Source organism: Pseudomonas sp. GW704-F2 (assembly GCF_059423025.1).
Genome location: NZ_JBWKXO010000008.1, coordinates 192,248 through 207,662 on the forward strand (window position 1 = coordinate 192,248; position 15,415 = coordinate 207,662).

The 15,415-nt window shown below is 62.0% G+C and carries 13 protein-coding genes; 5 read left to right on the top strand and 8 right to left on the bottom strand.

Features of this window, described 5'->3' with window-relative positions; all coding sequences use genetic code 11:
* The first annotated feature begins 284 nt into the window (after positions 1 to 284).
* Entirely contained in the window at positions 285 to 2,219 is a 1,935-nt protein-coding gene (locus tag AC07W0_RS09745) for a BCCT family transporter (RefSeq protein WP_256580794.1), read from the top strand.
* A gap of 174 nt (positions 2,220 to 2,393) precedes the next feature.
* On the opposite strand, the gene choV is transcribed toward AC07W0_RS09745, so the two are convergent.
* From choV to AC07W0_RS09760, 3 genes are all read right to left on the bottom strand, one after another.
* On the bottom strand, positions 2,394 to 3,572 hold the full coding sequence (gene choV / locus AC07W0_RS09750) for a choline ABC transporter ATP-binding protein (RefSeq protein ID WP_017844935.1): 1,179 nt from the start codon (positions 3,570 to 3,572) through the stop codon (positions 2,394 to 2,396).
* Positions 3,569 to 4,414: a choline ABC transporter permease subunit gene (gene choW, locus AC07W0_RS09755; RefSeq protein WP_017844934.1), complete on the bottom strand. Its 846-nt coding sequence runs from the start codon at positions 4,412 to 4,414 to the stop codon at positions 3,569 to 3,571. Before choW ends, choV begins: the two co-directional genes overlap by 4 nt.
* Positions 4,415 to 4,483: 69 nt before the next feature.
* Complete coding sequence (locus AC07W0_RS09760) at positions 4,484 to 5,431, bottom strand: choline ABC transporter substrate-binding protein (RefSeq protein ID WP_102617715.1); 948 nt, start codon at positions 5,429 to 5,431, stop codon at positions 4,484 to 4,486.
* A gap of 415 nt (positions 5,432 to 5,846) precedes the next feature.
* On the opposite strand from AC07W0_RS09760, the gene AC07W0_RS09765 reads away from it, so the two are divergent.
* The gene (locus AC07W0_RS09765) at positions 5,847 to 7,223 is read left to right on the top strand and encodes an L-serine ammonia-lyase (protein ID WP_102617714.1); all 1,377 of its coding nucleotides are present in this window, start codon (positions 5,847 to 5,849) and stop codon (positions 7,221 to 7,223) included.
* A gap of 523 nt (positions 7,224 to 7,746) precedes the next feature.
* The gene (gene gbdR / locus AC07W0_RS09770; protein WP_017844931.1) at positions 7,747 to 8,850 is read left to right on the top strand and encodes a choline metabolism transcriptional regulator GbdR; all 1,104 of its coding nucleotides are present in this window, start codon (positions 7,747 to 7,749) and stop codon (positions 8,848 to 8,850) included.
* A 94-nt stretch (positions 8,851 to 8,944) separates the two neighbouring features.
* Here gbdR and AC07W0_RS09775 read toward each other — a convergent pair whose 3' ends face one another.
* The 5 genes from AC07W0_RS09775 to AC07W0_RS09795 all read right to left on the bottom strand — a co-directional run bounded on the left by AC07W0_RS09775 (position 8,945) and on the right by AC07W0_RS09795 (position 12,849).
* A complete protein-coding gene (locus tag AC07W0_RS09775) occupies positions 8,945 to 9,208 on the bottom strand; it encodes a hypothetical protein (RefSeq protein ID WP_017844930.1) in 264 nt (87 codons plus the stop codon).
* A gap of 97 nt (positions 9,209 to 9,305) precedes the next feature.
* Positions 9,306 to 9,803 carry a thioesterase family protein gene (locus AC07W0_RS09780; RefSeq protein WP_102617713.1) on the bottom strand — a complete coding sequence of 166 codons (498 nt, stop codon included), beginning with the start codon at positions 9,801 to 9,803 and terminating at the stop codon, positions 9,306 to 9,308.
* Positions 9,804 to 9,816: 13 nt separating this feature from the next.
* Positions 9,817 to 10,782 carry an L-carnitine dehydrogenase gene (locus AC07W0_RS09785; RefSeq protein WP_046487924.1) on the bottom strand — a complete coding sequence of 322 codons (966 nt, stop codon included), beginning with the start codon at positions 10,780 to 10,782 and terminating at the stop codon, positions 9,817 to 9,819.
* Between the two features lie 147 nt (positions 10,783 to 10,929).
* The gene (gene cdhC / locus AC07W0_RS09790) at positions 10,930 to 11,817 is read right to left on the bottom strand and encodes a 3-dehydrocarnitine:acetyl-CoA trimethylamine transferase CdhC (protein WP_102617712.1); all 888 of its coding nucleotides are present in this window, start codon (positions 11,815 to 11,817) and stop codon (positions 10,930 to 10,932) included.
* A gap of 87 nt (positions 11,818 to 11,904) precedes the next feature.
* Positions 11,905 to 12,849 (bottom strand): choline ABC transporter substrate-binding protein, encoded by a 945-nt coding sequence (locus AC07W0_RS09795; protein WP_017844926.1) that lies wholly within the window; start codon positions 12,847 to 12,849, stop codon positions 11,905 to 11,907.
* A gap of 193 nt (positions 12,850 to 13,042) precedes the next feature.
* Here AC07W0_RS09795 and AC07W0_RS09800 point away from each other — a divergent pair, with 193 nt between their 5' ends.
* Together AC07W0_RS09800 and AC07W0_RS09805 are read left to right on the top strand one after the other, a co-directional pair.
* Positions 13,043 to 13,987 carry a GlxA family transcriptional regulator gene (locus AC07W0_RS09800; RefSeq protein WP_017844925.1) on the top strand — a complete coding sequence of 315 codons (945 nt, stop codon included), beginning with the start codon at positions 13,043 to 13,045 and terminating at the stop codon, positions 13,985 to 13,987.
* 68 nt (positions 13,988 to 14,055) lie between these two features.
* Positions 14,056 to 15,234: an AAA family ATPase gene (locus AC07W0_RS09805; RefSeq protein WP_102617711.1), complete on the top strand. Its 1,179-nt coding sequence runs from the start codon at positions 14,056 to 14,058 to the stop codon at positions 15,232 to 15,234.
* The last annotated feature ends 181 nt before the right edge of the window (positions 15,235 to 15,415 follow it).

A 15,415-nucleotide genomic window follows, 5' to 3' on the forward strand; every position in this document is an offset into this window, starting at 1 on the left:
GACAAATGGTCGCTGCCTGCCGGTATTTCCTACAGGTAGGTGGCGACATCTGACACCTGTGAAAACCCTTGAAACAGGCCATTTCAGAGCCTGAACACCGCCTCGGCGGGCTCAAGAATTTTCGGGGTGTCTTTATAACACCCGTCCGTCGACTGCCGAAAAATCGATGAGCACGGGATCACCGCTGCCTTGTGTTTCTCTCTCGCACTGCCTGGAGCATCTGCGCCATGAGTTCTGCCTCTCTAATAAAAACCCCACCGGAAAAGGTGCGGGTCAACGGTTGGGTGTTCTACACCTCCACCGCACTGATTCTGTTGCTGACCGCCATTTTGATCATCGCCCCGCAAGAGGCCGGCCGGATGCTCGGCGTGGCGCAGGCGTGGTTATCGAAAAGCTTCGGCTGGTACTACATGCTGGTGATCGCGGCCTACCTGGTGTTCGTGGTCGGCCTGGCGTTTTCGTCCTACGGCAAGTTGAAACTGGGCAGCAAGGACGACACCCCGGACTTCAGCTACGGCGCCTGGGCCGGCATGCTGTTTTCGTCGGGTATTGGCATCTCGTTGCTGTATTTCGGCGCATCGGAGCCGTTGGACCATTACTTCAACCCGCCCGAAGGCGCGGCCGCCAGCAACGGCGCGGCGCGCCAGGCGCTGCAATTGACCTTCCTGCACTGGGGCCTGCACGGCTGGGCGATCTATGCGCTGGTCGGCCTGGCCGTGGCGTACTTTGCGTACCGCCATAACCAGCCACTGGCCCTGCGTTCGGCGTTGTACCCGCTGGTGGGCGAGCGTTGGGTCAAAGGCGCGGCTGGCCATGCGGTGGACGGGTTCGGCATGTTCGTGACCCTGCTGGGCCTGGTGACCAACCTCGGTATCGGCGCGATGCAGGTGTCGTCCGGCCTGGAAAACCTGTTTGGCATGCAGCACAGCAACACCAACCTGCTGATCGTGATCATTATCATGAGCAGCGTGGCGACCATTGCCGCCGTGTCGGGGGTGGAGAACGGCATTCGTCGCCTGTCCAACCTCAACATCGTGTTGTTCAGCGGTTTGCTGATCTTCGTGCTGTTGTTCGGCCCGACCCTGCACCTGCTCAACGGCCTGGTGCAGAACACCGGTGACTACCTCAACGGCATCCTCCTGAAAACCTTCGACCTGTATGTGTACGAAGGCGACGCCGACAAGACCGAACGCTGGATGGGCCTGTGGACCCTGTTCTACTGGGCCTGGTGGATTTCCTGGGCGCCGTTCGTGGGCATGTTCATCGCACGGATTTCCCGGGGCCGCACGGTGCGTGAACTGGTGGCCGGCGTGCTGCTGATCCCGCTGGGCTTCACCCTGGCGTGGTTGTCGATCTTCGGTAACTCGGCGCTGGACCTGGTGTTGAACCAGGGCGCGGTGGCGTTGGGCAAGACGGCGCTGGAACAACCGTCGATGGCCATCTACCAATTGCTGGAGCATTACCCGGCGTCGAAAATCGTCATCGGCGTGTCGATCTTTGTCGGCTTCGTGCTGTTCCTGACCCCGGCGGACTCCGGCGCGGTGATGATGGCCAACCTTTCCTGCAAAGGCGGCAACGTGGACGAAGACGCGCCGCACTGGCTGCGGATCTTCTGGTCGGTGGTGATCACCCTGGTGACCATCGGCCTGCTGTTCGCGGGTAACTTCGAAGCCATGCAAACCATGGTGGTGCTGGCGGGGCTGCCGTTCTCGGTGGTGCTGATTGTCTTTATGTTCGGTTTGCACAAGGCGATGCGCCAGGACATGGCGACGGAACTGGAGCAGGCGCAATTGGCCGAGCGTGGCCGTCGTGGTTTCAGCGAGCGCTTGACCGCCCTGGACCTGCAACCGAGCCAGGCCACGGTGCAGCGCTTTATGGACAAGCACGTCACGCCGGCGCTGGAAGACGCGACGAAGGCGTTGCGCGACCAGGGGCTGGATGTGCAGACCCTGTTGGGCAAATCCAAGCGTTGCATCGGCGTGCGTATCGAGATGGAAGAGGGCAACCCGTTTGTCTACGAAGTGAGCCTGGACGGCTACGCGGTGGCGTCGGACGAACTGCCCGAGGCGGAGCGCGCCCGTTACTACCGGGCCGAGGTGTACCTGCACAACGGGCCTCAGGAGTACGACCTGATGGGCTTCGCCCAGGAACAGATCACCCGGGACGTGCTCGATCAGTTTGAAAGCCATCGGCAGCTCCTTGGCCGTGTCTATAGCTGATGGTTGAAGCCTGGTGGTGTCCCCACTGACACCACTGGGGCAAAAAATGTGGGAGGGGGCTTGCCCCCGATTGCAGTGTGTCAGTCAGCTCGTCTGTTACTGATACACCGCTATCGGGGGCAAGCCCCCTCCCACATTTTGACCCTGTTTCTCCAATGGGTTATGCGGTGTTTGTTAGCCCAGGTTCTTGCCCAGCAGGGCATGGTAGAGCTCGCTGTCGCCAAGAATCCCCACCACCTGGTTGTTGTCGTGCAACACCAACTTGTTGCCCGTCTGGTAGCGGATCTGCAGCGCATCGCGCATGCCGATATTCGAGTCCACCAGTGTCGGCAGGCGGCCCAGGCCTTCCACGGGTTGCCCCGGTGCCCAGTTCTGCAGGTTCATCACCGCGCCATTCTGGCGTGCGCCCCGGATGGTGTTGCCTTCGGCCAGGTCGAGCCACGAGTCGCCGCCCGGATCGAGGCACACCGAGCCGTTGATGCGTTTGCAGTTGTCCAGTGTCCGCATCAGGCTGCGCCCGCACAGCACGTTCAGCGGGTTGGTATGTGCGACGAAGGTACGCACATAATCGTCCGCCGGGTTCAGCACGATCTCTTCCGGCACGCTGTACTGGATGATCTTGCCGTCTTTCATGATCGCGATGCGGCTGCCGAGCTTGAGGGCTTCGTCGAGGTCGTGGCTGACGAACACGATGGTCTTGCTCAGCTTGTTTTGCAGCTCCAGCAACTCGTCCTGCAGGCCTTGGCGGATCAGCGGGTCGAGGGCGGAGAAGGGTTCGTCCATCAGCAGGATGTCGGCGTCCATCGCCAACGCCCGCGCCAGGCCGACGCGCTGCTGCATGCCGCCGGAGAGTTCGTCCGGCTTCTTGTTACGCCATTGGCTCAGGCCCACCAGTTCGAGCTTTTCGTCCACCAGCTTGCGCCGCTCTTTCTCCGGGCGGCCCTGCATTTCGAGGCCGAAGCTGATGTTCTCGCGCACGGTCAGCCAGGGCATCAGGGCGAACTTCTGGAACACCATGGCGATGCGTTTGGTACGCATCATTTTCAGCTCGGCCGGGGTGCAGGAGGCGATGTCGATCTGGCGCCCTTCATGCTCGACGAACAACTGGCCACGGCTGACGGTGTTGAGGCCGTTGATGCAGCGCAGCAGGCTCGACTTGCCGGAGCCCGACAGGCCCATCAGCACACAGATCTCGCCTTTTTCCACATCCAGGCTGGCTTTTTCAACGCCGACGATCTGGCCGGTCTTTTTCAGGATCTCGTTACGGCTCATGCCCTGGTCCAGCAGCTTGAGCGCTTCGCGTGGGTCTTTGGAGAAGATCACGTCGACATTGTCGAATCGGATAATGCTCATGCATCACCCCCTACTCTGGCGTCGGGTTGTTTGCAGATGCGGTCGAGCATGATGGCCAGCAGCACGATCGCCAGGCCGGCTTCAAAGCCCAGGGCGATGTCGGCGGTGTTCAGTGCGTTGACCACCGGCTTGCCGAGGCCGTCGGCACCCACCAGGGCGGCGATCACCACCATCGACAGCGACAGCATGATGCATTGGGTAATGCCGGCAGCAATGCTCGGCATGGCGTGGGGCAGTTCAATGCGCGAGAGCAATTGACGGCGCGAGCAGCCGAAGGCTTTGCCGGCGTCCATCAACTCTTGCGGTACATCACGGATACCCAGGTAGGTCAGGCGGATCGGCGCGGCAATCGCGAACACCACCGTGGAAATCAACCCAGGCACCACACCCAGCCCGAAGAGGGTCAGGGTAGGGATGAGGTAGACGAAGGTCGGTACGGTCTGCATCAGATCGAGCACCGGCCGCATCAGGGTGTAGAACATCGGTTTGTGCGCGGCAACAATGCCCAGCGGCACGCCGATGACCACGCAGACCAGGGTGGCGAACAGCACCTGCGCGAGGGTTTCCATGGTTTCCTGCCAGTACCCCAGGTTGAGGATCAGCAGGAAGGAGGCGATGACAAAAACAGTCAGGCCCCATTTACGTTGAATGAAGTGAGCCAGCAGCGCAATCAGACCGATCAATGCCAGCGGATTGAACCAGGTCAGCGCGAACGTCACGCCGTGGATCATCGTTTCCAGGGTCGATGCGATTGCGTCGAAGTAGTTGGCACCGTGTTGGGTCAACCATTCGACGAAGGCAGCGATGTACTGGCCTAGTGGGATTTTCTGTTCAGTCAGCATGGTAGTGAATGTCCACATGCGAAGGGGAAAACATCCCGGGCCAGCGCACCAGCCCGGGGTCAGCAGGGATTACTTGGCGAGGTAAGCTTTGACGGCCTCCAGACCTGGTTTGCCATCGACGGTGGTGACACCGGCAAGCCAGGTATCGAGCACTTGTGGGTTCTTCTTCAGCCAGGCCTTGGCCGCGGCGTCGGGTTTCATCTTGTCGTCCAGGACGTTACCCATCAGGGTGCTTTCCATGTTCAGGGTGAACGACAGGTTTTTCAGCAACTGGCCGACGTTGTTGCATTCCTGGGTGTAGCCCTTGCGCACGTTGGTGTAGATGGTGGCCTGGCCGTAGTTGGGACCGAACGAGTCGTCACCCCCGGTCAGGTACTTCATCTTGAAGCGGGTGTTCATCGGGTGCGGTTCCCAGCCGAGGAACACGATGGCCTTGCCGCGCTTGGTGGCGCGTTCGACCTGCGACAGCATCCCGGCTTCGCTGGACTCGACGACTTTGAAACCGGCCGACTTCAAGCCGAACGCGTCCTTGTCGATCAGGGTTTGAATGGTGCGGTTGCCGTCGTTGCCGGGTTCGATGCCGTAGATTTTGCCTTCCAGCTCATCCTTGAATTTGGCGATATCGGCGAAGTCTTTCAGGCCTTTGTCATACAGCGCCTCGGGAACGGCCAGGGTGTACTTGGCGTTTTCCAGGTTGGCGCGCACGGTTTCCACGGTGCCGGCATCACGGTATGCCTTGATGTCGTTTTCCATGGTCGGCATCCAGTTGCCGAGGAAGATGTCCATGTTCTTGCCGTCGGCCAGGGACTTGTAGGTCACCGGCACCGAAATCATCGTGGTGCGCGGCTTGTAGCCGAGGCCCTTGAGGATTTCGCTGGTGGTCGCGGTCGTGACGGTGATGTCGGTCCAGCCGACATCGGAGAAGTTGACGGTCTGACATTGTGCCGGTTCTGCAGCGTGCGCCAGGACTGGCAGACTCAGCATGGCGGCCAACAACAACGAGGGTGAACCTTTCATGGGGCTAGACTCCTGTGTACTTTCTGGCGGCATTCGCCGCGCTTTATAAGTGTTGCGGTTGGAACGTGCTTTGAGGCGGCGGCACGGTGCCTTGCCAACGAGTCGAGACTGATCATGTACCAGTGAAAATCTGACGCCTACAGGGGGCGTCGTATCCAGTACAGGCAGGGTCGCATCCAGTGTCGGTGACGTCGTTTACAGATTTTTCCTAAGGTAAAACCGCTGTTTTTACCCATCTGCACCGCTAAAAACGCCCAAAACAGGCCCTTGTTCGTGAGCGACGCTGATGAGCATGGTTGCGTCGGTGTGAGACGCCGTGATGGCGGATAAAAGCCTGATGATGCCGCCATCTGGGCGATCTGAGCGTAGCACCTCGTTCAAGCCTGGCCTGTGCTTATCGAGGAGTTCCACGGCAATGGCTATCAGTGTTTTCGACCTGTTCAAGATCGGCATCGGGCCTTCGAGTTCTCACACCGTCGGCCCCATGCGCGCCGCAGCGTTGTTCGTTCAACGGTTGCGTGAACGTGAATGGTTGGAACAGGTGCGGCGCGTCGAAGTTCAGCTCTACGGCTCATTATCGGCCACCGGCATCGGCCACGGCAGCGACACCGCAACCATCATGGGCCTGATGGGCGAGTGGCCGGACGCAATCGATCCGGCGCAGATCGGCCTGCGTATCCATACCCTGCGCGAGACCGACACGCTGCTGCTGGACGGGCGTTTACCGGTGCCTTTCGTGTGGGCGCGGGACATGCGCCTGCTCGACGAAAACCTACCGTTCCACCCCAATGCCATGACCCTGGTGGTGTTCGGTGCTGACGGCGAGTTGCACCGCGACACCTACTACTCCGTCGGCGGCGGCTTTGTGGTGGATGAAGCCCAGGCGCAAAGCGGCGTGGCGGATATGGACCGCAGCGCATTGCCCTATGAATTCTCCAGCGCGGTGGAGCTGCTGCAACTGTGCAAGAGCCATAACCTGCGCGTCGCCGAGCTGATGCTGGCCAACGAAAAAGTCTGGCGCTCCGAGGATGAAATCCGCAGCGGCCTGATGACGCTCTGGCGCGCCATGCAGGCGTGCGTCGAGCAGGGCCTCAAGCACGAAGGCATCCTGCCCGGCGGCCTGAATGTGCGCCGTCGCGCCGCCAAGTTGCACCGCAGTTTGCTGGAGTTGAGCAAGCCCAACGTGATCGGCTCGACCTTGAGCGCGATGGAGTGGGTCAACCTGTTCGCCCTCGCGGTCAACGAAGAAAACGCCGCCGGCGGGCGCATGGTCACCGCGCCGACCAATGGCGCGGCGGGGATCATCCCGGCGGTGCTGCACTACTTTATGAAGTTCAGCGATGACGTCACCGAAGCCAACGTGGTCGACTACCTGCTCAGCGCGGCGGCGGTGGGCATTCTGTGCAAGAAGAACGCCTCGATCTCCGGCGCCGAAGTCGGCTGCCAGGGCGAGGTCGGCTCAGCCTGCGCCATGGCGGCGGCGGGGTTGGCGGAGATCCTCGGCGCCACCCCGGAGCAACTGTGCAACGCTGCCGAAATCGGCCTGGAACACAACCTCGGCCTGACCTGCGACCCGGTGGGCGGCCTGGTACAAGTGCCGTGTATCGAGCGCAACGCGATTGCCGCAGTGAAGGCGATCAACGCCGCGCAGATGGCCCTGCGCGGCGACGGCGAGCACTTTATTTCCCTCGACCGGGTGATTCGCACCATGCGTGATACGGGGGCGGACATGCATGACAAGTACAAGGAAACCTCGCGGGGTGGGTTGGCGGTCAGTGCGGTTGAGTGTTGAGACCGCGTCGCCGCTATCGGGGGCAAGCGCCCTCCCACATTTTGAATTGTGAACTCGGTCGAGTGTGGGAGGGGCGGTGCGACGATTCGACTTGGCCCCGATAGCGCCAGTCCAAACAACCCTGCTCATAAAGTGAACACCAGAACCAAAAGCGCCACCTTTTAGCGCGTCGCAAACAGATAAGTAGCCCCCAAACGATTTCCCCTCCGACCACCCGTCACCCGTGCCTGCGGTGACAGACGCTTGCTTCGCCCTCAAAGCGCCTACCCACAAGTGCTACCGATCTGCTCACAGCCCTTGAACGGGGCCGTTTGCGCCGCCGATTCGGGGCATATTCCGCACTTCGTACAGGGGCTTGTCTAGACACATCAAGAGGTCGTTTTCAGGAGTTATTGAATGGCCATTCAAATTTAGGCATGGCAATTGCTCTATCAACTCAACGCCTCTCTCTACATCAGGGACGAGCGCAATAACAAGAGCCTCGCCTGAGGCCATCACCCGCTTTGTGTGAGGAGATACCGCGATGACGTCGTTCAACTCCGGGGCCCAACCCCAGAACCGTGCGCCTCAATCCATCGGCTTTCTGCTGCTGGACAATTTCACGCTGATTTCCCTGGCTTCGGCAGTGGAACCGCTGCGCATGGCCAACCAGTTGTCCGGGCGCGAGTTGTATCGCTGGACAACCCTGAGTGTCGACGGCAACCAGGTGTGGGCCAGCGACGGTCTGCAAATCACTCCCGATGCCGCCATGCACAAAGCCCCGGCCCTGGACACCGTCATCGTGTGCGGCGGCGTGGGTATCCAGCGCACCGTCACCCGTGAACATGTGTCGTGGCTGCAAAGCCAGGCGCGCCAGTCTCGTCGCCTCGGCGCGGTATGTACCGGCAGTTGGGCCCTGGCCTGCGCCGGGTTGCTCGATGGCTTCGATTGCAGCGTGCACTGGGAATGCCTGGCGTCGATGCAGGAAGCCTTCCCGCGCGTGTCGATGAGCACCCGCCTGTTCACCCTCGACCGCAACCGCTTCACCAGCTCCGGCGGCACCGCGCCGCTGGACATGATGCTGCACCTGATCAGCCGCGACCACGGCCGTGAACTGTCGGCGGCGATCTCCGAGATGTTCGTGTACGAGCGCATCCGCAACGAACAGGATCACCAGCGTGTGCCGCTCAAGCACATGCTCGGCACCAACCAGCCGAAGTTGCAGGAAATCGTCGCGCTGATGGAAGCCAACCTCGAAGAACCGATCGACCTGGATGAGCTGGCGGTGTACGTCGCCGTGTCGCGGCGCCAGCTGGAGCGGCTGTTCCAGAAATACCTGCACTGCTCGCCGTCGCGCTACTACCTCAAGCTGCGCCTGATTCGCGCACGGCAGTTGCTCAAGCAAACGCCGATGTCGATCATCGAAGTGGCGTCGGTGTGCGGGTTCGTGTCCACGCCGCACTTCTCCAAGTGCTACCGCGAATACTTCGGTATTCCGCCACGGGATGAGCGCGTCGGTTCCAACACCACCCAGCAGGTGGCGATGATGCCGATTCCGCCGGCCTTGGTGTTGTCCCCGTTGTCGGGGCCGATGTCGGCGTTGAGCCAGGCGCGCAATGAGTCGACGTTTGCCAGTGTGAGGCTCTAGATCGAGTCGCCTGCATCGGGGGCAAGCCCCCTCCCACATTTGACTGTATTCACAATTCGAGTGTGGGAGGGGGCTTGCCCCCGATAGCGGTCTGTCAGACGCCGGAGTTCTGTTTGAACTGCATCAGCGCCGGCAATAACTGCCTGTCGATCGCCTGCCGCACCGCCGGCAGAATCGTCGCACTGCCGCTGTACATCTGCTCGACCATGCCCTTGAGCGCCTTGGCCCGCGCTTCGCTCAAACCGCGTACCGCACATTCACAGGCCTGCTCGGCGCTGGCGCCGCTGGACACCTCGAAACCGAGCGAGCGCAGTTTGCTCAGCAGGTCATCCTGGTCAATCAAATCCGCGTGCATCATGACGTTTATCCTGGTGAAGGGAGCGGGGGGATCGATTTGGATTCTGGTAGCCGACCAGGCGGTCGGCAAGGGCAGAATGCACGAATGGCTCGGATGGCTATGAACAGGTCGTTTTCGGGCCATTTGGCGCGGGCAGGCCAATGACGCGGCCGAGGAGGGCGGGAGTGGGCAGGTCGACTTGCGTGGCGCGGATGGTCGCGAGGCGTTCCAGTGTCGCCTCGGTGAACGGCGCCGAGCGCGGCCCGGCGAGGTCGACGTGCAGCAGCATCTGTTCGTTGCCCGCCAGTTCCTTGTCGTCGCTCACCCGGTGCAGGCTGTGATAGAGGTGCAGGCGCTTGGCATCGTGGGCGATCAGTTGGGTCCGCACCTCCACGTCGGCGCCGAGTTTCACTTCGTGCAGGTAGTTCAGGTGCAGCTCCAGGGTGAACAGCGAATGGCCGCTGGCGGCGCGGTTTTCGCTGTCCAGGCCGAGGGTGTCCATCAACGCGTCGGTGGCATAGCTGAAGATTAGCAGGTAGAACGCGTCGCGCAGGTGGCCGTTGTAGTCGACCCAGTCGGGGTGGACCTGGGTGGTGTAGGTGGTCAGTGCTGGCATGCTGGGGGTTTCCTTATTCGGCGAAGGTCATGCCGTGCTTGGCTTTAGTGGTCTTCACCGCTTCCAGCACCGCCAACAGACAATCATCACGATAGCGCTCCAGCGCCGAAATGCTGTGGTTACCCAACTGCTCGCGGGTGCCGTCGACCACATCGTCGATCAACTTGTCGGTCAGCTCCGGCGCCGGCAGGTGGGTCCACGGCAACTGCAACGCCGGGCCGAACTGTGCCATGAAGTGCCGCATCCCGGCATCGCCGCCGGCCAGGGTGTAGGTCAGGAACGTGCCCATGAACGACCAGCGCAAGCCGGCGCCAAAACGGATTGCGTCGTCGATCTCGCCGGTGGTGGCAACGCCATCGTTGACCAGGTGCAGCGCCTCGCGCCACAGGGCTTCGAGCAGGCGATCGGCGATAAAGCCGGGGACTTCCTTGCGCACGTGCAACGGGCGCATGCCGAGGGATTCATACACCTGGATCGCCGCCTGGATCGCCTCGGGCGCGGTGTGTTTGCCGCCCACCACTTCCACCAGCGGCAGCAGGTACACCGGGTTGAACGGGTGACCGACGACGCAGCGTTCAGGGAGGGTCGAGCCTTCATAGAATTCGCTGGGCAACAGGCCCGAGGTACTGGAGCCGATCAACGCATTCGGCTTGGCGGCCGCGCTGATCTTGCTGTGCAGCTCCAGTTTCAGCTCCAGGCGTTCCGGGGCGCTTTCCTGGATGAAGTCGGCGTCTTTCACGCACGCCTCGATCGTGGCGACAAAACGCAGGCGGTCCTGCGATGCGCCGGGAGCCAGGCCTTGTTTCTCCAGGGCGCCCCAGGCATTGGCGACGCGTTGGCGCAGCGCGGCTTCGGCACCGGGCGCCGGGTCCCAGGCCACCACATCGAGGCCGTGGGCCAGGGCGCGGGACACCCAACCGCTGCCGATCACACCGCTGCCGAGGGCGGCGAAGGTTTTGATATCTGTAATAAAACGCATGGCGACATTCCTGAATAAGGTGATGTTCCCCTGTGGGAGGGGGCAAGCCCGCGATAGCGGTGTACCAGTCGATGCATTCGCTGCTGATACACCGCTATCGGGGGCAAGCCCCCTCCCACAGGTTTTGATTCGGTTTGGGTTGGGGGGTTAGCTGCGTTTTTTGAGGCCCATTTTCAGGCGCCCTTCGGCCGGGGTCATGACCCGCGCGCCCAGGCGGCTGAGGATTTCACTGGCGCGTTCCACCAGTTGACCGTTGGTGGCCAGCACGCCTTTGTCCAGCCACAGGTTGTCTTCCAGCCCGACGCGCACGTTGCCGCCGAGCAGCACCGCCTGCGCCGCCATCGGCATTTGCATGCGGCCGATGCCGAAGCCGGCCCACACCGCGTCGACAGGCAGGTTGTCGACCATGGCTTTCATGGTGGTGGTGTCGGCCGGCGCGCCCCACGGGATGCCCAGGCACAGTTGGAACAGCGGGTCGTCGAGCAGGCCTTCCTTGATCATCTGCTTGGCGAACCACAGGTGGCCGGTGTCGAAGATTTCCAGCTCGGCTTTTACGCCCAGTTCCTGAATGCGTTTGGCGCCGGCCCGCAGTTGCGCCGGGGTGGACACGTAAATGGTGTCGCCGTCGCCGAAGTTCAGCGTGCCGCAGTCGAGCGTGCAGATTTCCGGCAGCAGCGCTTCGACATGGGCCAGGCGCGTCAGCGGGCCGACCAGGTCGGTGTTGGGGCCGAATGCCATGGGCGTCTCGCCGCCGCCGATCTCCAGGTCGCCGCCCATGCCTGCGGTGAGGTTGACGATGATGTCGATGTCGGCCTCACGGATACGCTCCATCACTTCGCGGTACAAGGCGACGTCGCGGCTGAACTTGCCGGTCTCGGGGTTGCGCACATGGCAGTGAACGACAGTGGCGCCAGCCTTGGCGGCTTCCACGGCGGCGGCGGCGATTTGTTTGGGGGTGACCGGTACATGGGGGCTTCTGGCGCTCGTGTCGCCAGCACCGGTGAGTGCGCAGGTGATGATGACGTCGTGGTTCATGGGGCAGGTTCCTTACAGGCGTGATTTCAAGGCGTAGCGAGGCCGTTCGCGGTCAGGCACGACCGCGAAACGGTGCGTCGAATACCGTTATTTGCTGGTCAGTTGCAGGTTGGCGGCCGCCGGTTTGCCGTCGAAGGTGGTGACGCCTTCGAGCCAGCGCGCCTGGTCTTGCGGGTGGTCCTTGAGCCACTGCTTGGCGGACTCGAAGGCGTCCTTGTGTTCCAGCAACGGCTGCATCATTCGGCTCTCGTCGGCGGCGGTGAAGGTCAGGTTGGTCAGCAGCTTGTGGACGTTGGGGCACTGCTCGGCATAGGTCGGCGAGGTGACGCTCCACACGGTGGCCATGCCTTCGTTCGGGCCCAGGGCGTCTTCGCTGCCGGTGAGGTAGGTCATCGCGATGTTGACGTTCATCGGGTGCGGCGCCCAGCCGAAGAACACCACGGCTTCCTTGCGACGCACCGCGCGGTCGACGGCGGCGAGCATGCCCGCTTCGCTGGACTCCACCAGCTGGAATTTGCCCAGGCCGAACTGGTTCTTGGCGATCATCGCCTTGATCTGGGTGTTGGCACCCGAGCCCGGCTCGATGCCGTAGAGCTTGCCGCCCAGTTCTTTCTCGAACCTGGCGATGTCGGCGAAGGTTTTCAGGCCTTTGTCGGCCAGATAAGTCGGCACCGCCAGGGTCGCGCGCGCGTCTTCCAGGCTCGGTTTATCGAGGACCTTGACCTGCTTGGCGTCGACGAACGGGGCGATGGTCTGGGTCATCAGCGGGTTCCAGTAGCCGAGGAACAAGTCCAGGCGCTGGTCGCGGATGCCGGCGAAGATGATTTGCTGGGACGCGCTGGTCTGTTTGGTCTTGTAGCCGAGGCCATCGAGCAACACTTGGGTCATGGCGCTGGTGGCGATCACGTCGGTCCAGTTCACCACGCCCATACGCACGTTCTGGCAGGATGGCGCGTCGGCCGCGAAGACGCTGGTACTCAAGATGGCGCTGGCGCTGAATGCGAGCACGCAGCGGCTGATCAGTCGGTTCATGGTGGTTCCCTCGGCAGGTCGTTATTGTGGGGGCCGGCGTCTTTGTGCGCCGTGGGGTCACGTTACGCAGCTTGAAGGGCGACAAAACGCACGGCGGCGACCCGCTCTTGCACTGCAGCGACCTGTGCTCTTGAATGGGCCGTTGAACTGGCGTATCACAGTGACCACGCTGCCGGTCCTACGAGAGCGCACCATGTCCCAGGATTTCTACTTTCTGCTGATGCCGGGGTTCTCGGCCATCGGCTTTATCTCCGCGCTCGAACCGCTGCGCGTGGCCAACCGCTTTCGTGGCGAGTTGTACCGCTGGCATGTGTTGAGCGCGGACGGCGGCGCGGTGCTGGCGAGCAATGGCATGTCGGTCAACGCCGACGCGGCGCTGGAGCCGCTGAAAAAAGGCGCGACGCTGATGGTGGTCGCCGGTTTCGAACCGCTTGAATTCGCCACTCCGGCCCTCGAACATTGGCTGCGCCGCCTCGACCATGACGGTGTGACCCTCGGCGCCATCGACACCGGTGCCTGCATCCTGGCCGAGGCCGGGCTGCTCGACGGCCACCGCCTGACCCTGCACTGGGAAGCCATCGACGCCTTCAAGGAAGCCTATCCGCACCTGAGCGTGACCCAGGAACTGTTCGAGATCGACCGCCGCCGCATCACCTGCGCCGGCGGCACCGCTTCCATCGACCTGATGCTCGACCTGATCGCCCAGGCCCACGGCCCCGACCTGGCGATCCAGGTCTCCGAGCAATTCGTGCTCGGGCGCATCCGCCCGCGCAAAGACCACCAGCGCATGCAGATCGCCACGCGCTACGGCATCAACAACAAGAAGTTGGTGCAGGTGATCGGCGAGATGGAACAACACACCGAACCGCCGCTGAGCACCCTGGCCCTGGCCGAGGCGATCAAAGTCACGCGGCGTCAGCTGGAGCGGCTGTTTCGCCTGCATCTGAATGACACGCCGAGCAACTTCTACCTCGGCCTGCGCCTGGAAAAAGCGCGGCAGTTGTTGCGCCAGAGCGACATGAGCGTGCTGGAGGTGAGCCTTGCCTGCGGCTTTGAGTCGCCGTCGTATTTCACCCGCAGCTATCGGGCGCGGTTTGCCAAGTGTCCGCGGGAGGATCGGCGACGGGAGGTGGTTTGACCGGCGATTATAGTCAATTATACTCATGACTATAATTTATAGTTAGTTCAATAATTGAGTATAAAAGCATGTCCAAGTCCAGCGGTTTTGTGTTCCGCCGCCCCACCCTGGCAAGCAGTATTGCCGATGGCCTGGTGGGCGTGGGTATCCAGGATTTCACCTCTGGCCTGTTTCTCGCGGCGCCGCGTCGTACCGGCAAAAGTACTTTTCTGCGCGAAGACCTTCTCCCCGAGTGCCAGGCTCGGGGTTGGCTGACGGTGTATGTGGACCTGTGGGCCGACAAGGAGAAAGATCCCGCCGAGCTGATTTCCAGCGCCATTGCCGGTGCGTTGGTGCCTTTCGAAAAGGGCATCCGCAAACTGGCGAAGAACATCGGCATCGAAAAACTCAGCTTCCTGCGCACCTTGTCCTGGGACTTCACCAAGCCTCAACTGCCCGCGGGCGCGACCCTTACGCAAGCACTGGAATTACTTCACCGCGCCGCCGAGAAAACCGTGGTGCTGGTGATTGATGAAGCCCAGCACGCGCTCACCACCGAAGCGGGCATCAACGCCATGTTCGCCCTCAAGGCCGCACGCGACCAGCTCAACCAGGGCCGCGAAGGCGAGGGCAGTGGCTTACACCTGGTGTTCACCGGCTCCAACCGCGACAAGCTCGCTCATTTGGTGCTGGGCAAAAGCCAGCCGTTCTTCGGCTCCAGCATCACGCCGTTTCCGTTGCTGGGTAAGGCGTTCACTCAGGCTTACACCGCGCATCTCAACGCGCACCTGGCCGAGACCAACCAATTCAACGCGGCGGATATCGACGAAGCGTTTGAGTTGGTAGGCCGGCGCCCCGAGATGCTGCGCACCATCATCGGTGAAGTGGCCCTGGAGTTGGGCGAGGCGAGCAACCTGGGCCAGTTGCTGCACAGCCGCGCGGAAGTGCTGCGCGCCGGCGTCTGGAACGAATTCGAAAGCGCCTGGAACGCCCTCACCCTTGCGCAACGTGCCGTGCTGCAAGTGATGGTGGAGCGTTCGCAACACAATCAACCCTTCGCCCCGTTCACCGACAGCACCCTCATTGCGGTCAGCAAGGTGCTGGAGGAGATGGGCAGCGACGTGGTGCCCGGCACTCAGACCATCCAGGCGTGTATCGATGCCCTGCGTGACAAGGAACTGGTATGGAAGTCCAGCCGCGGCGGTTATGCCCTGGAAGACAAGTCCTTCGGCGACTGGCTACTGCACAAGCACCGTACACCCGGCTAAACACACCACAAAGCCAATGTGGGAGGGGGCAAGCCCCCTCCCACAGTGAATTGTCGGTGTGCTTATTGCTTTATCAGGGCCGAACACGCCGCCTTGAAGGCTTTATGCTGGTACACCCCTTCTCCTGTAAGCGACCAAGATCAAATGTGGGAGGGGGCTTGCCCCCGATGACGGTGGATCA